The 20,534-nt window shown below is 70.4% G+C and carries 15 protein-coding genes; 10 read left to right on the top strand and 5 right to left on the bottom strand.

The genetic code is table 11. The features are described from left to right. Nucleotides 1–14: 14 nt before the first annotated feature. Complete coding sequence (gene purH, locus AC07RM_RS27855) at nucleotides 15–1,622, top strand: bifunctional phosphoribosylaminoimidazolecarboxamide formyltransferase/IMP cyclohydrolase (protein ID WP_296782911.1); 1,608 nt, start codon at nucleotides 15–17, stop codon at nucleotides 1,620–1,622. Nucleotides 1,623–1,688: 66 nt separating this feature from the next. Here purH and AC07RM_RS27850 read toward each other — a convergent pair whose 3' ends face one another. Both AC07RM_RS27850 and AC07RM_RS27845 read right to left on the bottom strand, forming a co-directional pair. Continuing rightward, nucleotides 1,689–2,192: a hypothetical protein gene (locus AC07RM_RS27850; RefSeq protein WP_208513914.1), complete on the bottom strand. Its 504-nt coding sequence runs from the start codon at nucleotides 2,190–2,192 to the stop codon at nucleotides 1,689–1,691. Between the two features lie 199 nt (nucleotides 2,193–2,391). Further along, a complete protein-coding gene (locus tag AC07RM_RS27845) occupies nucleotides 2,392–3,288 on the bottom strand; it encodes a LysR substrate-binding domain-containing protein (RefSeq protein ID WP_093347924.1) in 897 nt (298 codons plus the stop codon). 159 nt (nucleotides 3,289–3,447) lie between these two features. On the opposite strand from AC07RM_RS27845, the gene AC07RM_RS27840 reads away from it, so the two are divergent. Next, nucleotides 3,448–4,425 (top strand): Bug family tripartite tricarboxylate transporter substrate binding protein, encoded by a 978-nt coding sequence (locus tag AC07RM_RS27840; RefSeq protein WP_256222734.1) that lies wholly within the window; start codon nucleotides 3,448–3,450, stop codon nucleotides 4,423–4,425. A 29-nt stretch (nucleotides 4,426–4,454) separates the two neighbouring features. After that, on the top strand, nucleotides 4,455–5,855 hold the full coding sequence (locus AC07RM_RS27835) for an amidase family protein (RefSeq protein ID WP_495336617.1): 1,401 nt from the start codon (nucleotides 4,455–4,457) through the stop codon (nucleotides 5,853–5,855). A 9-nt stretch (nucleotides 5,856–5,864) separates the two neighbouring features. Here the strand turns inward: AC07RM_RS27835 and hemL are convergent, their stop codons facing one another. Together hemL and thiD are read right to left on the bottom strand one after the other, a co-directional pair. Continuing rightward, nucleotides 5,865–7,151 (bottom strand): glutamate-1-semialdehyde 2,1-aminomutase, encoded by a 1,287-nt coding sequence (gene hemL / locus AC07RM_RS27830; RefSeq protein WP_495336616.1) that lies wholly within the window; start codon nucleotides 7,149–7,151, stop codon nucleotides 5,865–5,867. 20 nt (nucleotides 7,152–7,171) lie between these two features. After that, nucleotides 7,172–8,137: a bifunctional hydroxymethylpyrimidine kinase/phosphomethylpyrimidine kinase gene (thiD, locus tag AC07RM_RS27825; protein WP_093347915.1), complete on the bottom strand. Its 966-nt coding sequence runs from the start codon at nucleotides 8,135–8,137 to the stop codon at nucleotides 7,172–7,174. A 111-nt stretch (nucleotides 8,138–8,248) separates the two neighbouring features. Between thiD and AC07RM_RS27820 the strand changes: the two genes are divergently transcribed. From AC07RM_RS27820 to AC07RM_RS27795, 6 genes are all read left to right on the top strand, one after another. Continuing rightward, entirely contained in the window at nucleotides 8,249–8,419 is a 171-nt protein-coding gene (locus AC07RM_RS27820) for a rubredoxin (protein ID WP_007838397.1), read from the top strand. An 81-nt stretch (nucleotides 8,420–8,500) separates the two neighbouring features. Next, nucleotides 8,501–8,899 carry a response regulator gene (locus tag AC07RM_RS27815; RefSeq protein WP_057590817.1) on the top strand — a complete coding sequence of 133 codons (399 nt, stop codon included), beginning with the start codon at nucleotides 8,501–8,503 and terminating at the stop codon, nucleotides 8,897–8,899. Further along, nucleotides 8,900–9,265 carry a response regulator gene (locus tag AC07RM_RS27810; RefSeq protein ID WP_057590818.1) on the top strand — a complete coding sequence of 122 codons (366 nt, stop codon included), beginning with the start codon at nucleotides 8,900–8,902 and terminating at the stop codon, nucleotides 9,263–9,265. 19 nt (nucleotides 9,266–9,284) lie between these two features. Next, the gene (locus AC07RM_RS27805; protein WP_093347913.1) at nucleotides 9,285–9,818 is read left to right on the top strand and encodes a chemotaxis protein CheW; all 534 of its coding nucleotides are present in this window, start codon (nucleotides 9,285–9,287) and stop codon (nucleotides 9,816–9,818) included. Nucleotides 9,819–9,864: 46 nt separating this feature from the next. After that, the gene (locus AC07RM_RS27800; RefSeq protein ID WP_093347910.1) at nucleotides 9,865–12,189 is read left to right on the top strand and encodes a methyl-accepting chemotaxis protein; all 2,325 of its coding nucleotides are present in this window, start codon (nucleotides 9,865–9,867) and stop codon (nucleotides 12,187–12,189) included. 25 nt (nucleotides 12,190–12,214) lie between these two features. After that, complete coding sequence (locus tag AC07RM_RS27795; RefSeq protein ID WP_495336615.1) at nucleotides 12,215–18,358, top strand: hybrid sensor histidine kinase/response regulator; 6,144 nt, start codon at nucleotides 12,215–12,217, stop codon at nucleotides 18,356–18,358. Nucleotides 18,359–18,426: 68 nt separating this feature from the next. Here AC07RM_RS27795 and AC07RM_RS27790 read toward each other — a convergent pair whose 3' ends face one another. Further along, nucleotides 18,427–19,929: a cryptochrome/photolyase family protein gene (locus AC07RM_RS27790; RefSeq protein ID WP_495336614.1), complete on the bottom strand. Its 1,503-nt coding sequence runs from the start codon at nucleotides 19,927–19,929 to the stop codon at nucleotides 18,427–18,429. On the opposite strand from AC07RM_RS27790, the gene AC07RM_RS27785 reads away from it, so the two are divergent. Further along, nucleotides 19,930–20,529, top strand: coding sequence for a YqgE/AlgH family protein (locus tag AC07RM_RS27785; protein WP_495336613.1), 600 nt, complete (start codon nucleotides 19,930–19,932; stop codon nucleotides 20,527–20,529). It begins immediately after the preceding gene. Nucleotides 20,530–20,534: the final 5 nt, after the last annotated feature.

The following is a 20,534-nucleotide window of genomic DNA, read 5'->3' as shown; positions in this document are numbered from 1 at the left end:
GGCGTAACGACACCATGGCCAAGACCGCACTGATTTCCGTCTCCGACAAGACCGGCATCCTCGAATTCGCGCAGGCGCTGCATGCGCTGGGCATCAAGCTGCTGTCCACCGGCGGCACCGCCAAGCTGCTGGCCGATGCCGGCCTGCCGGTGACCGAGGTGGCCGACCACACCGGCTTTCCCGAGATGCTCGACGGCCGCGTGAAGACGCTGCATCCGAAGATCCACGGCGGCCTGCTCGCGCGGCGCGACCTGCCGGCGCACGTGGCGGCCATCGAGCAGCACGGCATCGACACCATCGACCTGCTGATCGTCAACCTCTATCCGTTCGAAGCCACCGTGGCCAAGCCCGGCTGCTCGCTCGAGGACGCGATCGAGAACATCGACATCGGCGGCCCGGCCATGGTGCGCAGCGCCGCCAAGAACTGGAAGGACGTGGGCGTGCTGACCGATGCCTCGCAGTACGCGACGGCACTGGCCGAACTCAAGGCCGACGGCAAGCTCAGCGACAAGACCAAGTTCGCGTTCTCGGTGGCCGCCTTCAACCGCATCGCCGACTACGACGGCGCGATCAGCGACTACCTCTCGGCGATCGACTTCGAGACCAGCCAGGGTCAATCGACGCCCACGCGCTCGCTGTTCCCGGCGCAGAGCAACGGCCGCTTCGTGAAGGTGCAGGACCTGCGCTACGGCGAGAACCCGCACCAGCAGGCCGCGTTCTACCGCGACCTGCATCCGGCGCCCGGTTCGCTGGTGTCGGCGAAGCAGCTGCAGGGCAAGGAGCTCAGCTACAACAACATCGCCGACGCCGATGCGGCGTGGGAATGCGTGAAGAGCTTCGACGTGCCGGCCTGCGTGATCGTGAAGCACGCCAACCCCTGCGGCGTGGCGGTCGGCAAGGACGCGGCCGAGGCCTATGCCAAGGCCTTCAAGACCGACCCGACCTCGGCCTTCGGCGGCATCATCGCCTTCAACCGCACCGTCGATGCCGCCACCGCGCAGGCCGTGGCCAAGCAGTTCGTCGAGGTGCTGATGGCCCCGGGCTACACGCACGAGGCGCTCGAGGTGTTCCAGGCCAGCAAGGCGAAGCTCAACGTGCGCGTGCTCGAGATCGCGCTGCCGCCGGGCGGCGCCACCGACTGGGACAACGGCCGCAACGCGACGGACGTGAAGCGCGTCGGCTCGGGCCTGCTGATCCAGACCGCCGACAACCACGAGCTCGCGCTGTCCGACCTCAAGGTGGTGAGCAAGAAGCAGCCCACGCCGCAGCAGCTGCAGGATCTGCTGTTCGCGTGGAAGGTCGCCAAGTACGTGAAGAGCAACGCGATCGTGTTCTGCGCCGACGGCATGACCATGGGCGTGGGCGCGGGCCAGATGAGCCGCCTCGATTCGGCGCGCATCGCGAGCATCAAGGCCGAGCATGCGGGCCTGTCGCTGCAGGGCACAGCGGTGGCCAGCGATGCCTTCTTCCCGTTCCGCGACGGCCTCGACGTGGTGGTCGACGCGGGCGCGGGCTGCGTGATCCAGCCGGGCGGCTCGATGCGCGACCAGGAAGTGATCGACGCGGCCGACGAGCGCGGCGTGGTGATGGTGCTGTCGGGCGTGCGCCACTTCCGGCACTGAGCCGGGCGCGGTTTCAAAAAACAAAGGCGGCCGTGGCCGCCTTTTTTCATGGGCCCCGGCGGCCGCTCATTCGAAGCGGTACTTGAGCTGGAAGCTCAGCGCGCCATAGAGCCGGTTCTTGATCGTCGGCACGTAGGCGATGTTGAGGCCCCAGTTCTTGCCCTCGATCGCCGCGGTGGGGATCAGCGCCGGGAACCAGTTGCCGTTGCGGTAGTTGGGGTAGCCGTCGAAGCCGCCGACCACGGCGCCGAAGCGCACGCCGTGGAATTCGAAGGGCAGCACGTAGAGGCCGAGGTAGTGCGACTGGCGCCGGTCGCTGTTGTGGAAGGTGCCCAGCGTGACGCGGTAGACGTCGTTGAGCGGGTACTCGAAGCCCAGGCCGGGGTTCTTGTTCTCGAGGCCCTTGTCGCGGTCGAAGTGGGCCGAGTAGAAGCCGACGTTGATCCAGGTCTTCTGGATCTCGAAGGGCTGGTCGAAGGTCGGCAGCGTGAAGTCCACCGACTGCGCGAGCGCCGGACCACAGAGGAGGAGGGCGGCACTCAGGACCGGCAGCAGGCGCAGGGATTTCATGGCTGGATGTTCTGGAGATCTCGTGCGGCTCGAGTCTGGCCGCGATGGCTTCTACCCTGTGATCGTTGGCGCCGGCTTTGCCGGACGCGGGCGCAATATACACGCGGGCACGGTCCGAAGCGCGAGCGCACGCGACGATTTTTCTGGGCCTGCTGTCATCGCCGTGGCACACGGCCGTGCGCAAGCGAGGGGCCGCTGCTCAGGCCGGCCGCGCCAGGTACTTGCGAAACAGCTCGGCCAGCCGCAGCGCGGCCAGCGACAGCGGCTTGCCGCGCGGCGAGACGATGCCGAGTTCCAGCGGCGGCACCGGCATCGCGAGCGGCACGCGCTCCACCAGCGCGTCATAGGGCGGCATCGTGAGCATGCCGGCCGGGCCCACCATCAGCGCGTCGCTGCGCGTCAACAGGCCCCAGCTCACGCCGAAGGAGGCGACCTCGATGCGGTGCTCGGGCAGCGGCAGGCCCTGCGCTGCGTACTGCTCGAGCAGGAAGCTGTGCTGGCTGCCGGGCGCCAGGTGCATCAGCCATTCGGCGCCCGCGATCTCCTCCCAGCGCGTGGCGTGGCGCAGCGGATGGCCGCGCCGGCACAGCACGGCCATCTCGATCATGTCGAGCCGCTCGAACGCGAAGTCGGCATCGAGGGCCGAGGCTACCGGGCCCGCCACGGCGAAGTCGACCGCGCCCTCGCGCAGCAGCGGCAGCACCTGCGGGATCAGGCCGTCGAACAGCTTGAGCTGCGCCTGCGGCATGGCCTTGCGGAAGGCGCGCACCACCTCGGGCAGCACGCCGAGGAACACCATCGGCGTGACCGCCACCGCCACGCGGCCGTGCTGGCTGCCCTGGAGGATGCGGATGTCCTGGCGCGCGAGCTCGAGCTGCTGGTGCGCGAGCCGTGCGCGCACCGTGAGCTGGCGGCCGGACTCGGTGAACTCGATGCCGCGCGAGCTGCGCAGCACCAGCTGCGCATCGACCTCGGCCTCGAGCTCGCGGATCGCCTTGGTCACCGCCGCCTGGCTCAGGTGCAGGCTGCGCGCGGCGGCGCGGATGCTGCCGGTGTCGGCCAGCCGCAGCCAGGCCTTGAGCTGGTGATCCTTCATGCGGGCATTCTGCCGCGCGGCCCGGCGCGGGAATCTACCGACAAACGCAGGTTGTCATCGCGACAAGCGATTGTCTTTTGCGGCGCGGGCCCCGTTCCTAGACTTCGGCCACCAGCCGGCTCGTGGTGAACGGCGGGATTCCCCAAGAGGAGATGCTTCGTGCCCGCCCTGTCATTCGCATGGACCCGCCGCGCCGTCGTGGCCGCCCTGGCCGCCGCCGCGCTGGCCGCCTCGGCCCAGTACCCCGAGCGCCCGGTGAAATTCATCGTGCCCTATGCCGCCGGTTCCGGCGTCGACGTCGCGATGCGCCCGGTGGCCGACGCGATGGCGCGCGAACTGGGGCAGGCCATGATCGTCGACAACCGGCCCAGCGCGGGCGGCATCGTCGGCACGCAGGCCCTGGTGAGTTCGGCGAACGACGGCTACACGGTCGGCTACGGCAACCTCGTGACCCTGAGCATCAACCCGGCCTTCTTCTCGAAGCTGTCGTACGTGCCCGAGAAGGACCTGGTGCCGGTCGGCCTGATCTCGAGCAACGCCTACGTGCTGATCGTGCGCAAGGACCTGCCGGTGCGCAGCCTGCAGGAGCTGGTCGCCTACGGGCGCGAGCACCCGGGCAAGCTCTCGGTGGGCACGCCCGGCATCGGCAGCGCGGGCCACCTGACCGGCGAGCTGCTGAAGACCGAGACCGGGCTCACGATGGTGCAGGTGCCCTACAAGACCGGCACCCAGGCGGTCGCCGACATGGTCAACGGCCAGCTCGACGTGACCATCGAGAACATCTCGGCGGTGCTGCCCTTCGTGCAGCAGGGCCGGGTCAAGGCGATCGCCGTGACCAGTGCGAAGCGCGCCGCGGTGCTGCCCGAGGTGCCGACCGTGGCCGAGAGCGGCGTGCCGGGCTTCGAGGTGGTGGCCTGGGGCGCGCTGATGGCGCCCGCGGGCACCTCGCGCAAGACCGTCGACCGGCTCAACACCGCGCTGCGCGCCGCGCTGGCCGACCCGGCCGTGGTGCGCGCCAATGCCGCGCTGTCGATCGAGGCATTGCCCTCGAGCCCCGAGGAGCTCAGCGCGCTGATGAAGCGCGAGAAGCCGCGCTGGGCCGAGGCGGTGCGGCGCGCGGGCGTCAAGGGCGACTGATCCATCCATCTTTTTCGAGGAGACAAGCCATGCATCCCTGGCAACTGGAAGCCGCCGAACTCGCGCGGCGCATCGCGGCACGCGAACTCTCGTGCGTGGAGGCGGTACGCAGCAGCCTGGAACGGCTCGAGGCCGTCAATCCGCGCCTCAATGCCGTGGTCGACGGCGGCGCCGAGGAAGCGCTGCAGGCCGCGCGGCAGGCCGACGCCGCGCTGGCCGGCGGCGAGGCGACCGGGCCGCTGCACGGCGTGCCGGTCACGATCAAGGTCAATGTCGACCAGCGCGGGCATGCCACCACCAATGGCGTGGCGGCCTACCGCAAGGTCGTGGCCGCCGAGGACAGCCCGGTGGTCGCGAACCTGCGGCGCGCGGGCGCGATCCTGATCGGCCGCACCAACACGCCCGCGTTCTCGATGCGCTGGTTCACCGACAACGCGGCCCATGGGCGCACCCTCAATCCGCACGACGCGGCGCTGACGCCCGGCGGCTCGAGCGGCGGCGCGGCGGCCGCGGTCGCGGTCGGCATCGGCGCCATCGCGCATGGCAACGACCAGGGCGGCTCGATCCGCTACCCGGCCTATGCCTGCGGCGTCTACGGCCTGCGCCCGAGCTTCGGCCGCGTGCCGGCCTTCAACCCGTCGGGCACCGGCGAGCGGCCGCCGGTGGTGCAGCTCAGCTCGGTCCAGGGGCCGCTGGCACGCAGCGTGCGCGACCTGCGGCTGGCCTTCGCCGCGATGGCCGCGCGCGACGTGCGCGACCCGTGGTGGGTGCCCGCGCCGCTCGAGGGCGCGCCGCCGGCCGGCCCGCTGCGCGTGGCGCTGTGCACCGCGCTGCCCGGCTACACCTGCGATCCCGAGGTGGCCGATGCCCTGCAGCGCGCCGCGCGCCGGCTCGAGGGCGCGGGCTACCGCGTCGAGCATGTGGAGCCGCCGCGGCTGCGCGAGGCGGCCGAGCTGTGGCTGGCGCTGACCATGGCCGACAGCCGGCTGCTGGTGGAACCGGCGCTGCTGCGCGACGGCGACCAGACCATCCGCCAGGCCTACCGCGCGATGGACGCGCATGCGCCGCAGTTCGACACCGAGGCCTACATGCGCGCGCTGGCCGCGCGCACGGGGCTGATGCGCGACTGGGCGCTGTTCCTGCAGCGCCATCCGCTGCTGCTGATGCCGGTGTCGTGGCGCCACCCGTTCCCGGTCGATGCCGACCAGCGCGGCGCGGACGCGATGCGCGAGCTGCTCGATGCGCAGAGCCCGCTGCTGGCGACCGCGATCCTGGGCCTGCCGGGGTTGTCGGTGCCGATGGGGCTGCGCCGCGGGCTGCCCACGGGCGTGCAGCTCGTGAGCGATCGCTTCCGCGAGGACCTGTGCCTGGCGGCGGCCGAGGTTCTCGAGGCCGAGGCCGGGCCGGTGATGCCCATCGACCCGGCCTGAGCCTCCCGCTCAGCGCTGGCTGAAGATCTCGCGCGCCGCCTCGACGGTGGCCGCGATGTCCGCGTCGCTGTGCGCGGCGCTCACGAAGCCGGCTTCGTAGAGCGCGGGCGCGATGTACACGCCGCGCTCGAGCAGGCCGTGGAACAGCGCGTTGAACTGCGCGTTGTCGGTGGTCATCACCTTGGCGTAGTTCTGCGGCAGCTCGTTCATCAGGAAGAAGCCGAACATGCCGCCCTCGCTGTCGGCGCTGAAGGGCTGGCCCTCGGCGGCGGCCGCGGCCTTCAGGCCGTCGACCAGCGCGCGGGTCTTGCGGCCCAGTGCTTCGTAGAAGCCGGGCCTGGCGATCTCCTTGAGCGTGGCCAGGCCGCAGGCCGTGGCCACCGGGTTGCCCGAGAGCGTGCCGGCCTGGTAGACCGGGCCCAGCGGCGCGAGCTGTTCCATGATGGCGCGCGGCCCGCCGAAGGCCGCCAGCGGCATGCCGCCGCCGATGACCTTGCCGAGCACTGTGAGGTCGGGCCGGATGCCCAGCACGCCCTGCGCGCCGTGCAGGCCGACGCGAAAGCCCGTCATCACCTCGTCGAAGATCAGCAGGGCGCCGTGCTGCGTGCACAGCGCACGGCAGCGCTGCGCGAACTCGGGCGTGGCGCGCACGAAATTCATGTTGCCGGCGATGGCCTCGATCATCAGGCAGGCGATGTCGCCGCCGTGCAGCGCGAAGGCCTCCTCGAGCTGCTGCAGGTTGTTGTACTCGAGCACCAGCGTGTGCTGCACCACCTCGGGCGGCACGCCGGCCGAGGTCGGGTTGCCGAAGGTGGCGAGGCCCGAGCCGGCCTTGACCAGCAGCGCGTCGGCATGGCCGTGGTAGCAGCCCTCGAACTTGATGATGGTCTTGCGGCCGGTGGCACCGCGCGCCAGCCGCAGCGCGCTCATCGCGGCCTCGGTGCCCGAGCTCACGAGGCGCACCATCTCCATCGAGGGCACCAGCGCCAGGATGGCCTCGGCCAGCTCGATCTCGCGCTCGGTCGGCGCGCCGTACGAGAAGCCCTCGAGCACGGCCTTCTGCACCGCCTCGACCACCGCCGGATGGCCGTGGCCCAGGATCATCGGGCCCCAGGAGCCGATGTAGTCGATGTAGCGCTTGTCGTTGGCGTCCCAGAAGTAGGCGCCCTCGGCGCGCTGGATGAAGCGGGGCGTGCCGCCGACGGCCTTGAAGGCGCGCACGGGCGAGTTCACGCCGCCGGGAATCACGGCGCGGGCGCGCTCGAAGAGGATGTCGTTGCGATCGGAAGTGGGCATCTGGAACGGGGGAAGTGGAATCAGTGGCGGGTGTCGTGGGGCGGCAGGGCGAAGTCGGGCACGTCGTCGCCGGGCTCGCCATCGTCCTCCTCGGGCTCGGGTTCGGCCCAGAACAGGCGGTCGGGCAGCACGTGGCCCATGCCCGGGCGAAAGCCCGCGTCGAGGCAGCGGTCCATGTAGGCCAGCGCCTCGGTGGTGGCGGCCACCAGGTCGGTGCCGCTGGCCAGCAGCGCGGCCAGCGCGGCCGACAGCGTGTCGCCGGCGCCCGAGAACACGGCCTCGAGGCGCTCGTACTTCTCGCTGGTCAGCACCGACTGCGGCGAGGCCAGCACGTTGTCGATGAACTGGTCGGGCAGCACCAGGCCGGTGACCAGGGTGTAGGGCACGCCGAACTCGCCGGCCGCCATCGCGATGTCGCGCGCGCCGGGCGGGCGCTCGCCGCTCCAGTCGGGCAGCAGCCAGCGCCACAGCGTGCTGTGGTTGCCCACCAGCACCGTGGTCTGGGGCAGCACCAGGTCGCGGAAGGCGTCGAGGTAGGCGTCGATCTCGTTCTCGTCCCACCACGAGAGGTTGGGCATGTACGCCACCACCGGCACCTCGGGGTAGTCGGCGGCGGTCTCGGCGATGGTGCTCAGCGCCTCGGGCGTGCCCGCGAAGCCGACCTTGATCAGTTGCACCTCGACGTCCTCGAGGATGGCGCGGGTCTGCTCGGCGATGGCCTCCTCGTCGAACGCGAAGTGGTCGAAGATCTCGGCCGTGTCGCGCGCGTAGGCGCCGGTCACCACCGGCAGCATGTGGGCGCCCACCGATCCCATGGCCAGCCCGTCGCCGGCCAGGCCGCCAGCGCCGCTCGGGTCGCTGGCATTGAACACCAGGACGCAAGGGGGATTCAGGTCCTGATCCGCCAATGCATCGTCGTCGGGCAGCGGATCGTTAAGATCGCCCGGTTTGTCAACGCTGTCTGCTGGATGTAAGTGGAAGGTCATACGCCGGGCGGAATCCGCTGGATGGTGGCATGGGCGCGACGTTTACACGGCGCCAGTGAGATACGCATAGATACACTCGTTGCATTTAATGAACAAGGACTTTAAGCTCCGATGAATACGAAAACTTGGATGTGCCTGATTTGTGGGTGGATCTATGACGAAGCTGTAGGTGTACCGGAGGACGGGATTGCGGCAGGCACGGCCTGGGCCGACGTCCCGATGAACTGGACCTGTCCCGAGTGCGGTGCGCGCAAGGAAGACTTCGAAATGGTTGAAATCTGAAAAGCATGGCATAGAGCTACGCGATCTGCGCCGGTGTACGGCGCGGCGGGCATCCAAGTCTCATGAGCAGGAGCTTTTGCAATGGGCCCGAATGGATCAGGTTACAAGGTGCTGGTCATTGACGACAGCAACACCATCCGGCGCAGTGCCGAGATTTTTCTGAAGCAGGGTGGTCACGAGGTTCTCCTCGCCGAAGACGGCTTCGACGCGCTTTCCAAGGTTAACGACCACAAGCCGCACCTGATTTTCTGCGACATCCTGATGCCGCGGCTGGACGGCTACCAGACGTGCGCCATCATCAAGCGCAACGCTCATTTCTCCAAGGTCCCGGTCGTGATGCTGTCGTCGAAGGACGGCGTGTTCGACAAGGCGCGCGGCCGCATGGTCGGCTCGCAAGACTACCTGACCAAGCCATTCACCAAAGACCAGCTGCTGCAGGCCGTGCAGCAGTTCGGCAACGTTTCACAGGAAGTGCAGTAAATGCCCATTCGAAAAATCCTCGTCGTCGACGACTCCAAGACTGAATTGGTGTTCCTGTCCGACCTGCTCCACAAGAACGGCTTCGCCGTGAAGACCGCCGAGAACGCCGAGGACGCCATGCGCCGCCTCGAGGAAGACCAGCCCGACCTGATCCTCATGGACGTGGTGATGCCGGGCCAGAACGGCTTCCAGCTCACGCGTGCGATCGCCCGCGATCCGCAGTACGCCGCGATCCCGATCATCCTGTGCACGAGCAAGAACCAGGAAACCGACCGCGTCTGGGGCATGCGCCAGGGCGCGCGCGACTACATCGTGAAGCCGGTGAACGCGCAGGAGCTGATGTCGAAGATCAGCGCGCTGAACTGAGCGCGGATCTGCCGAGTCCATGGCGAATCGCGACGCACTGAGAGCCTTCCAGTCCCGGCTGGCGAGCCGCCTGCAGGCCGCGCGCACCACCGGCGTGGCCGCGACCTGGCTCGCGGTCGAGGCGGGCGAGGGCAAGTACCTGTTCCCGCTCGGCCATGCCGGCGAAATCTTTCCCTGGACGCCGCCGCAGCCCGTGCCCTACACGGCGCCGTGGTTCCTCGGCGTGGCCAACCTGCGCGGCGGCCTCTACGGCGTGGTGCAGCTGTCGGCCTTCGCCAGCGGCGCGCCCAGCGGTCCGGCCGCCAGCGAAGCGGCCCGCATCCAGTCGCGGCTGGTCGCGCTCAACGAGCTGCTCGACGTCAACTGCGCGCTGCTGGTCGACCGGCTGGCGGGGTTGCGCGGCGTCGAGGCCTTCGCGGCCTCCGAGCCCCCGGGCGCCGATGCGCCGCCCTGGGCCGGGCACCTCTACATCGACGCCGCCGGCGAACGCTGGCAGGAAGTCAACCTGCAGGCGCTGTCGCAGCAGCCCCAGTTTCTGAGTATCGGCGCCTAGCTGTCACAGGCGCCTCTGCACCCGACCACCACCTGAAGGACCGACCGTGAGCTCGATCGCCGACAAGTTCAAGAAATTACTGCCCGCCAGCGGCAACGACAAGGCCCGCGTCGATGGTTCGGGTTCGCTCGCGATCGACAACGTCGACACGGTGCAGGTCCCCGACGAGAAAACCGTGCGCATCGCGCGCGCGCCGGGCGACGGTTCGTTCGGCGGCGCGCCGGCCGCCGGCTCCTTCAGCGAAGGCGGTGCACTGGTCGATGGCGGCGAGGCCGCCAACGAACCGGGCCGGCCCGATGCCGCCGACCTGCTCGCGGACGATGGCCGCGCCGGCCAGAGCCCCGCGCGCCAGCAGCGCGTGCTCGCGATCCTGCTGGCGGTGGTGGTGCTGGCGCTGCTGCTGGTCGCCGGCCTCGCCATCCTGCGCGCCGAACGGCTGGCGCAGCAGGTGGCGGCCACCGGCCAGTCGCTGATGCAGTCGCAGCGCCTCGCCAAGTCGATCTCGCAGGCCCTGGTGGGCAGCGCGCCGGCCTTCACCGAGGTGAAGGACAGCGCCGACGACCTCACGCGCCGCGTCAACGGCCTGACCAACGGCGACGAGGCACTGCGCCTCGAGGCCGTGGGCGAGGCCTACGGCGAGGACATGGGCAAGATCGGCCCGCTGGTCGCGCGCGCCGATGCGAGCGCCAAGGCCGTGCTGGCCCAGCGCCAGATCCTGACCCAGGTGGGTGCCGCTTTGCGCGACATCAACCAGCAGTCGTCCACGCTGCTCGAGATGACCGAGACCGTCGCCTCGCTCAAGATGCAGCAGAACGCCACGCTGCCCGAGATCTCGGCCGCCGGCCAGCTCGTGATGCTGACGCAGCGCATCGGCAAGTCGACCAACGAGTTCTTCACGGTCGAGGGCGTGAACCCCGACGCCGTGTTCCTGCTCGGCAAGGACCTGAACACCTTCCAGGAAACCACGCGCGGCCTGCTCGACGGCAATGCGCAGCAGCGCTTCCCCGGCTCGAAGGACCCGCAGACGCGCCAGCAGCTCGAAGCCATCCTGAAGACCTACGAGCAGATGCGCACGCAGGCGTCGGCCATCCTGGGCAACCTGCAGGGCCTGGTGGCGGCGCGCGAAGCGCAGGCGTCGATCCTGACCGACAGCGAACCGCTGCGCAAATCGCTGGGCGAGCTGCAGGACAAGCTGTCGGCGCGCACCGGCCTGGGCGCCGGCACCATCGTGCTGCTGTTCGTGCTCTCGCTGGCCGCCCTGGCACTGGCCGGCGCCATCGGTTTCGTGCAGGTGCGCGAAGGCCGCGAACGCGCCGCCAACGCCGAGCGCGAACGTCTCTCGGCCGAACAGGCTTCGGAGGAAGCCAGCCGCATCAACAACGCCAACCAGGCCGCCATTCTTCGGCTGATGAACGAACTGCAGACGGTGGCCGAAGGCGACCTGACGCAGGAAGCCACCGTGACCGAGGACATCACGGGCGCCATCGCCGACTCGGTGAACTACACGGTGGAAGAACTGCGGCTGCTGGTGGGCAACGTGCAGAACACGGCCACGCGCGTGGCGCTGACCACCTCGCAGGTGGAAAGCACCTCGACCGAGCTGCTGGCGGCCTCGACCGAACAGCTGCGCGAGATTCGCGAAACCGGCCAGTCGGTGCTGACGATGGCGGAGCGAATCAACGGCGTGTCTTCACAAGCGCAGGAGTCCGCCACGGTGGCGCGCCAGTCGCTGCAGGCCGCGTCCTCGGGCCTGCAGGCCGTGCAGAACGCCATCGGCGGCATGAACGCCATCCGCGACCAGATCCAGGAAACCTCCAAGCGGATCAAGCGGCTGGGCGAATCCTCGCAGGAGATCGGCGAAATCACCGAGCTGATCTCGGACATTACCGAACAGACCAACGTGCTGGCACTGAACGCCGCCATCCAGGCCGCGTCGGCCGGTGAAGCCGGTCGCGGCTTCTCGGTGGTGGCGGAAGAAGTGCAGCGACTGGCCGAACGCTCCGCGGACGCCACGCGCCAGATCTCGGCGCTGGTGAAGGCGATTCAGACCGACACGCAGGACGCGGTGGGCGCCATGGAGCGTTCCACGCAGGGCGTGGTCGAGGGGGCCAAGCTGTCCGACAACGCGGGTACCGCGCTGTCCGAGATCGACCGCGTGTCGCGCCGCCTCGCCGAGCTGATCGAGCAGATCTCGCAGTCCGCTTCCCGCGAGGCCGATTCGGCCAACGTGGTGGCGGCCAACATCCAGCACATCTTCGCCGTGACCGAGCAGACCGGCGAAGGCACGCGGACCACCGCGCAGCAGGTGCGCGAACTGTCGCAGATGGCCGAGGAACTGCGTCGTTCGGTGGCCCGTTTCAAGATTGCCTGACACAGAAGAACGGCGAGCATCCAAGGTGGCTATCCAATCCCCCGTCGCGGCCCCCCTCGCCGGCAATCCGCCGGCCACCGAAGACCTCGGGCCGCTGGCCTGGGTGCTCGGAGAAATCCAGAAGTCGCTCGAGAACGTCGGCAAGTCGCTGCGCCGCTTCGCGCGTGACGTCGGCAATGCGGCCGAGATCGAGAGCGGCCCGTTGCAGATGGCGCGCCAGCAACTGCACCAGGCCGTCGGCGCGCTGCAGATGGTGGGCCACAGCGCGCCCGCGCTGGTGCTCGGTTCGATCGAGTTCGCGGTGCAGGGCTTCGTGGCCGAACCGCAGCGCTGCACCGACAGCGCCGCGCTCAAGATCGAGCGCGCCGGCTTCGCCGTCACCGATTTCCTGCAGGCCCTGCTGGCCGGCAAGAACGTGTCCTCGATCGCGCTGTTCCCGCAGTACCGCGACGTGCTCGAACTGGTCGGCAACGAGCGCGTGCATCCGGCCGATCTCTGGAGCGCCAGCTGGCGCTGGGTCGAGATCCGTCCCGCGCTCACGCAGGCCTCGCTGGCCTACGACCCCTCGGTGCGCTCGCGGCTCGACCGCGAGGTGCTGCAGCTGGTCAAGACCGGCGACACGCAGGCCGCGCGCCGCCTGCAGGCGCTGTGCCTGGGGCTCGGCCGCGGTGCGCTGCTGCCGCGCGTGGCCAGCTTCTGGACCCTGGCGGCCGGCTTCTTCGAGGCGCTGGCGCTGGGCCTCGTGCCCGCCGACAGCTACGTCAAGCGCGCCGCCTCGCGCGTGCTGCTGCAGTACGCCACGCTCGCGCGCGGCGACAGCGTGGTGTCCGACCGGCTCGGCCAGGACCTGCTGTTCTTCTGCGCCCAGGCCATGCCCACCACGCGCGACGAAGCCACCACCCTGCGCAGCGTGCGCACGGCCTGGGGCATCGCGCATGAACAACGCGTCGACTACACGGTCGAGCAGTTCGGCCGCTTCGATCCGCTGGTGCTGGCCCAGGCCCGCAAGCGCATCGAGACCGCCAAGGAGATGTGGTCCGGCCTCTCGGGCGGCGACATCACGCGCACGCGCCAGGTGGCCGACACCTTCGCCCAGCTCGGCGAATCGCTGCACCGGCTGCATCCGCCGAGCGAGCCGATGGTGCAGGCGCTCGCGCATGCGGTCGATGCCTCGGTGCGCAGCGGCCAGCCGCCCGACACCGAGCTCGCGATGGAAGTCGCGACCTCGGTGCTCTACCTCGAGGCCGCGCTCGAAGACCTCGACCCCAGCGATCCGCAGCTCACCCAGCGCATGCTCAAGCTCGCCGGGCGCATCGAGCGCGTGCGCGCGGGCGGCCATTCCGAGCCGCTCGAGCCCTGGATGGAGGACCTGTACCGCCGCGTCAGCGACCGCCAGACCATGGGCACCGTGGTCGACGAGCTGCGCAGCCACCTGAGCGAACTCGAGAAGTCGCTCGACCAGTATTTTCGTCGCCCGGGCGAAAAGGGCCTGCTGCGCACCGTGCCGAGCCAGCTGCAGCAGATGCGCGGCGTGTTCTCGGTGCTCGGCCTCGACCAGGCCGCGCACACCGTGCAGCGCATGCGCGACGACGTGGAAGCGATGGTGGGCAGCGCCTCGCCGGCCGACGAGATGGCCGGCTTCGACGCGCTGGGCAACAACCTCGGCGCGCTCGGTTTCCTGATCGACATGCTGGGCTACCAGCCGGCGCTGGCCAAGCGCCTGTTCGTCTTCGACGCCGAGGTCGGCGAGCTCAAGCCGCTGATGGGCCGCCAGGCCGCCGATGCCGAGGACGCCGAGAGCGTGGCCGCGCCGGCCGCCGAGCCGCTGCTCAGCATCGAGGAAGTCGATGCCCAGATCGCGTCGAAGCTGGCCGCGCTGGCCACGCCGGCGCGCAAGGCCAAGCCCTCGCCGATCGAGGAATTCAGCCGCAAGGCCGACAGCTGGACCGCCAAGATCGTCGGCCCCGGCGCGCTGCCCGACACCGAGGTCACCGAGCTCGAGGAAGACGACCTGCAGAACATCTTCCTCGACGAGGCGCGCGAGGTGGTGCACAACGGCCAGAACGCGATCGTCGCGCTCGGCAGCCGTCCCGAGGACACCGACGAGCTCACGATCCTGCGCCGCGCGTTCCACACGCTCAAGGGCAGCTCGCGCATGGTCGGCCTCACCGACTTCGGCGATGCCGCCTGGTCGCTCGAACAGGTGGTCAACACCTGGCTGGCCGACCAGCGCCCCGCCACCCCCGAACTGCTGGCCGGCACGCAGCAGGCGCTGCGCGATTTCGGCCTGTGGGTCGAGGACATCGCGGCCTCGGCGCCGCACGGCTGGCAGTCCGCCCCGTTCAGCCGCCTCGCCGAAGCCCTGCTGGCCGGCGAGCCGGTGCCGACCGCGCCGCCGCGCGTGGCCGATGCCGAGGCGCTCGCGATCGCGGCGCGCCAGATCGCGGCCGATCCCCTGCCCACCTCGCCGGCCCCGCTCGAGGAGCTGCCGTCGCAGTTCGCGCTGCCGGCCGCGGCCGCGCAGGCGCTGCCCGAGTTGCCCGAGCTGCCGGACCTGTCGCTCGAACCGGCCGACGCCTCCGACACCTCCGACGTGCCGCAGGCCGCGTCGCGCACCGTGGGCCCGGAGGACGACGACTTCGTCTCCACCGACTTCCTCGACTTCGAGACCCGCGAGCCTTCGTCCACCGCGCCGGCACCGCTGCCGACCGCGCTGAGCGACGGCATCGACTTCGATTTCCTGGCGCCGATCGGCGCCGCCGCGAAGGCGTCCCAGCCGGCCGAGGAGGCCGCGATCGAGGCCGCCGGCCTGGCCGAGCTGCCGTCTTCCGCGCTGTCGATCGACGCCGCGCAAGCCTCGGCCGAGCGCGCCGAGGCCGCCGCGCCCGCGCTGCCCGACCTCGACTGGACGCCCGAGCCGCTGCCGCTGCGCGAAGCCAGCGATGCCGGCACGGCCGTGCCGATCGACTTCCCCGAGATCCAGCTCGAGCCCGTGGAGGCCCCGGCCGAGTTCGCCCAGGCCGCCACGGTCGCGCCCGAACCGGCCGCGCCCGAGACCGCCGCGCTGCTCGATGTCGCGGCCCAGGCCCTGCCGCTGGAGGCACCGGCCGAGCCCGAGGAAACGGTGCAGCCCGAGGCCGAGCCCGCGCCCGCGCCCGCCGCCGAGGCGCCGGCCGTTGCCGAGCCGCAGCCCGAATCCGTCGAGGTGACCGCCGCCGGCAGCGCCGACGACCAGGTCAAGGTGATCGGCCCGCTGCGCATCGGCATCGCGCTCTACAACGTCTACCTCAACGAGGCCGACGAATGGTCGCGCCAGCTCGCCACCGAGGTCGGCGAGTGGGCGCTGCAGCCCTACGAACGCGTGGCCGACTCGACCATCGCGCTGGCCCATTCGCTGGCCGGCAGCTCGGCCACGGTCGGCTTCCACAGCCTGTCGGGCATGGCGCGCTACTTCGAGGCCGCGCTGCAGCACCTGCAGATGCAGGGCAGCGGCACGCGCGAGCAGGGCATGGTGCTGGTCGCCGCGGCCGACGAGCTGCGCCGCCTGCTGCACCAGTTCGCGGTCGGCCTGCTGCGCGACCCCTCGCAGCAGACGCTGCAGGCGCTGCGCGACATCGCGGCCTCGCCGATGCCCTCGCCCTATGCCGAGGAGCTGGCACGCGACGAGCCGCGCGCGCCGCTGCAGGTGGTGTCGCCGCAGGGCAGCGCCGACGTGGCGCTCGACGACTCCGAGGACGCCATCGACCTGGCCGACGCGGTCGACGTCGACCTGTTCCCGATCTTCGAGGAAGAGGCGGCCGAACTGCTGCCGCAGCTCGGCGAGGCGCTGCGCCAGTGGTCGCACCATCCCGACGACGGCGCGCCGCGCACCTCGGTGCTGCGCACGCTGCACACGCTCAAGGGCAGTGCCCGGCTGGCCGGCGCCATGCGCCTGGGCGAGCGCGCGCACCGCATGGAATCCGAGATCGAACTGCTGGGCACGCAGGGCCACGTCGACCGTTCCGACATCGAGAAGCTGCTGGCGCGCCTCGACACGCTGCAGTCCACCTTCGACGCGCTGCGCGCGGCCGACGATGCGACCCAGGTCGAGCTGGCGCAGCGCGTGGCGGAAGCCACCGCGGCATCTGCGCCCACGCCCGTGGAACACCCGGAGCTGCGCGCCGAGCCCGCCAACGACGCCATCGCCGCGGTCGATGCCGACACCGACACCGAACCGGCGGCCGCCACGCCCGCACCGGTGCGCCCGGCCCCCGCCACGCTCGCGCCGCTGCGCGCGCCGGTCGGCCAGGCCGTGCGCATCCGCACCCAGCTGCTCGATCGCCTGATGGCGCAGACCGGCGAGGTCATCATCACGCGCTCGCGGCTCGAGGCCGAGATCGGCTCGCTGCGCGGCTCGCTGGCCGACCTCACGGGCAACCTCGACCGCCTGCGCCAGCAGCTGCGCGACATCGAGGTGCAGGCCGAGAGCCAGATGCAGTCGCGGCTGGCGCAGGCCAAGGATTCGCAGCAGGGCTTCGACCCGCTGGAGTTCGACCGCTTCACCCGCGTGCAGGAACTCACGCGCATGATGGCCGAGTCGGTGAACGACGTGGCGACCGTGCAGCGCACGCTGCAGAAGACGGTGCAGGCGACGGAAGACGACCTCAGCGTGCAGGCGCGCCAGACGCGCGAACTGCAGCGCGGCCTGCTGCGCACGCGCATGGTGGAGTTCGAGGGCATCTCCGACCGCCTCTACCGCGTGGTGCGCCAGGCCTCGAAGGACACCGGCAAGCAGGTGCGCCTCGACATCACCGGCGGCTCGATCGAAATGGACCGCGGCGTGCTCGACCGGATGACGCCGGCCTTCGAGCACCTGCTGCGCAACTGCGTGGCCCACGGCATCGAGGACGCCGCGCGGCGCGAGGCTTCCGGCAAGGACGCCAGCGGCCTGATCGTGATCGACCTCGCGCACGAGGGCAACGACGTGTCGGTGAGCTTCCGCGACGACGGCGCCGGCCTCGACCACGAGCGCATCGCCGAGCGGGCCCGCTCGCTGGGCCTGCTCGCGGCCGACCAGCCGCTCACGCCCGAGGAGGCCACCGAGCTGATCTTCCGGCCCGGCTTCTCCACGGCCGGCCAGGTGTCGGAACTCGCGGGCCGCGGCATCGGCATGGACGTGGTGCGCGCGCAGGTCGCCGCGCTCGGCGGCCGCATCGAGACGCGCAGCCAGCCGGGCCAGGGCACCACCTTCAAGCTGGTGCTGCCGCTGACCACCGCGGTGACGCACGTGGTCATGCTGCGCTTCGGCGAGGTGTCGATCGGCGTGCCGTCGAACCTGGTCGAACTGGTGCAGCGCGTGAACGCCACCGACCTCGAGTCGGCCTACCTGCACGACACCCATCCGTTCGGCAGCGAACAGGTGCCGTTCTACTGGGGCGGCGCGCTGCTGCAGGCCTCGCCGCGCAGCGAGCACATCGCTGGCCGCACCAACACCCTCGTGATCGTGCGCAGCGCCGCGCAGCGCGTGGCGCTGCACGTCGACGAAGTGCTGGGCAACCAGGAAGTGGTGGTCAAGAACCTCGGGCCGCAACTCGCGCGGCTGCCGGGCTTGGCGGGCATCTCGGTGCTGGCCTCGGGCGCGGTGGCGCTGATCTACAACCCGGTGGCACTGGCCGCGGTGCATGGCGAGCAGGCGCGCGCGCGCCAGGCCGCGGCGCTGGCGCAGCCGGTGGCGGTGGCCGACGAGCCGCGCGGCCCGCACGGCCAGGACCCGGCCGCGGCGCTGGCGCCGGTGGTGCCGCAGATCCCGCTGGTGCTGGTGGTCGACGACTCCATCACCGTGCGCCGGGTCACGCAGCGCCTGCTGCAGCGCGAAGGCTACCGGGTCTCGCTGGCGGCCGACGGCCTGCAGGCGCTCGAACGGCTGCAGCAGGAACGCCCGGCGGTCGTGCTGTCCGACATCGAGATGCCGCGCATGGACGGCTTCGACCTCGCGCGCAACATCCGCGGCGACGCGGCGCTGGCCGAGCTGCCGATCATCATGATCACCTCGCGCATCGCCGAGAAGCACCGCGACTATGCGCGCGACCTCGGCGTGAACCACTACCTCGGCAAGCCCTACTCCGAAGAAGAGCTGCTGCGGCTGGTGCGCGCCTACACCAGCGACACGGCGACGCTCGCGGCGGCCTGAGGCGCGCGCCACGAAAAAAAGCCCGGACGGCGATGCGCCTCCGGGCTTTTTCTTTGGGGCGGCCGGCGCTACTTCTTCGCCAGCGTCTTGCTGCGCGCCACCGCGTAGCGCTGCAGCGTGCGCTCGCGCGCCTCGGCATGGTCGACCACCGGCACCGGGTAGTTCTCGCCGAGCTTCACGCCGGCGGCCTCGAGTTCCACCGGCGTCGCCGTCCACGGCGAATGGATCGCGCCGTTCGACAGCCCCGCGAGCTGCGGCAGGTAGCGCCGGATGAACTTGCCGTCGGGATCGAAGCGCTCGCTCTGCGTCACCGGGTTGAAGATGCGGAAGTAGGGCTGCGCGTCGCAGCCGCTCGAGCTGGCCCATTGCCAGCCGCCGTTGTTCGAGGCCAGCTCGAAGTCGTTGAGGTGCAGCGCGAAGTAGGCCTCGCCGCGGCGCCAGTCGAGTCCCAGGTCCTTGCACAGGAAGCTCGCCACCACCATGCGCAGCCGGTTGTGCATGTAGCCGCTCTGGTTGATCTGCAGCATGGCGGCGTCGACCAGCGGATAGCCGGTGCGGCCCTGGCACCAGGCCTCGAACAACTGGTCGGCATGCTTGCCGTGGTGCCACTGGATCTTGTCGTACTCGGGGCGGAAGCTCTTCGATTCGCCCTTGGCGTGCACGTGCGGGAAATGGGCCAGGATCTGGAAGTAGAAGTCGCGCCAGATCAGCTCGCTGAGCCAGGTCGCGGCGCCCGCGTCGCCCCGCAGCGAGAGCTGGCGCGCCACGCCCGCCACCTGCCGGATCGACACCGTGCCGAAGCGCAGGTGCACGCCCAGGTAGCTGGGCCCGCGCACCGCCGGGTAGTTGCGCGCCGCCTCGTAGCGCTCGATGCGCTCGAAGAAGTCCTCGAACAGGATCGCCGCGCCGCGCGTGCCGGTGGGGATCTCGAGCGTGCCGAGGTTGCTCTTGGCGAAGCCCAGCGCCTCGAGCGAGGGCACCGGCGCGCGGTAGCCTTCTGGCGGCGGCACCAGGGCGTCGGCATGGCCGCGGCTCGGGTAGGACTTGAGGAAGAAGTCGTCGACCTTGGCCAGCCAGGCCCGCTTGTAGGGCGTGAAGACCGTGTAGGGCTGGCCGGTCTTGGTCATCAGCTCGTCGCGCTCGAAGACCGTCGAGTCCTTGTGGGTGTGGAAGCTCACGCCCGCATTGGCCAGCGCGCCGAACACGCCGGCGTCGCGCGCCAGCGCCTCGGGCTCGTCGTCGCGGTTGGCGAACACCGCCTGCACCTCGAGCGCGCGCGCCAGCGCCGGGATCTCCTCGGCCGCCGCCGCATGCCGCACGATCAGCCCGCCGCCGAGCGCGCGCAGCTCCTCGTCGAGCTCCAGCAGCGATTCGCGGATGAATTCCACCCGCCGGTCGACCCGCGGCAGGGGGTCGAGGATCGCCGTGTCGAACACGAACACGCAGACCAGCTGGCGGCAGCTTCGCAGGGCGTGGTAGAGGGCCGCGTTGTCGTCCACGCGCAGGTCGCGGCGGAACCACATGAGCCCTTTGGGGTAGGTCTTGTCGACGGCCAGTAAAATCGGAGGCATATGGCTTCCGATTCTGCCCCGATGAACCTGACGCATCACTTTTTGATAGCGATGCCGGGCCTGGAAGACAAGACCTTCAACCGCAGCGTCGTCTACCTGTGCGAGCACAGCGAGCGCGGCGCCCTGGGCCTGGTCATCAACAAACCCAGCGACATCAACCTCAAGGTGCTGTTCGAGAAGATCGAGCTGCACCTCGCGCGCCCCGAGCTCGGCGAGGCCCCGGTCTTCCAGGGCGGCCCGATGCAGACCGAGCGCGGCTTCGTGCTGCACGAGCCGGTCTTCACCGAGGCCGACAAACCCGAGGAATCGGTCTACGCCTCGACCATGACCATCCCCGGCGGCCTCGAGATGACCACCTCGAAGGACGTGCTCGAGGCCCTGGCCACGGGCGCCGGCCCGCGCAAGGTGCTGGTCTCGCTGGGCTACGCGGCCTGGGGCGAGGGCCAGCTCGAGTCCGAACTGGCCGAGAACAGCTGGCTCACGGTGGGCGCCGACCCGGCCGTGATCTTCGACACCCCCATCGACCAGCGCTACGACAAGGCGCTGCTGCTGCTGGGCCTGGAGGCCTGGAAGCTCTTGCCCGACGCGGGGCATGCGTGAACGCC

This window comes from Variovorax sp. GW821-FHT09B05 (assembly GCF_059418265.1).
This window is presented reverse-complemented; position numbering and strand designations above follow the sequence as displayed.

Excerpts from the sequence above, each read along its gene's own strand:
- purH (WP_296782911.1), top strand. The coding sequence starts at position 15 with ATGGCCAAGACCGCACTGATTTCCGTCTCCGACAAGACCGGCATCCTC.
- AC07RM_RS27850 (WP_208513914.1), bottom strand. The coding sequence starts at position 2,192 with ATGAAATCCCTGCGCCTGCTGCCGGTCCTGAGTGCCGCCCTCCTCCTC.
- AC07RM_RS27845 (WP_093347924.1), bottom strand. The coding sequence starts at position 3,288 with ATGAAGGATCACCAGCTCAAGGCCTGGCTGCGGCTGGCCGACACCGGC.
- AC07RM_RS27835 (WP_495336617.1), top strand. The coding sequence starts at position 4,455 with ATGCATCCCTGGCAACTGGAAGCCGCCGAACTCGCGCGGCGCATCGCG.
- hemL (WP_495336616.1), bottom strand. The coding sequence starts at position 7,151 with ATGCCCACTTCCGATCGCAACGACATCCTCTTCGAGCGCGCCCGCGCC.
- thiD (WP_093347915.1), bottom strand. The coding sequence starts at position 8,137 with ATGACCTTCCACTTACATCCAGCAGACAGCGTTGACAAACCGGGCGAT.
- AC07RM_RS27820 (WP_007838397.1), top strand. The coding sequence starts at position 8,249 with ATGAATACGAAAACTTGGATGTGCCTGATTTGTGGGTGGATCTATGAC.
- AC07RM_RS27815 (WP_057590817.1), top strand. The coding sequence starts at position 8,501 with ATGGGCCCGAATGGATCAGGTTACAAGGTGCTGGTCATTGACGACAGC.
- AC07RM_RS27810 (WP_057590818.1), top strand. The coding sequence starts at position 8,900 with ATGCCCATTCGAAAAATCCTCGTCGTCGACGACTCCAAGACTGAATTG.
- AC07RM_RS27805 (WP_093347913.1), top strand. The coding sequence starts at position 9,285 with ATGGCGAATCGCGACGCACTGAGAGCCTTCCAGTCCCGGCTGGCGAGC.
- AC07RM_RS27790 (WP_495336614.1), bottom strand. The coding sequence starts at position 19,929 with ATGCCTCCGATTTTACTGGCCGTCGACAAGACCTACCCCAAAGGGCTC.
- AC07RM_RS27785 (WP_495336613.1), top strand. The coding sequence starts at position 19,930 with ATGGCTTCCGATTCTGCCCCGATGAACCTGACGCATCACTTTTTGATA.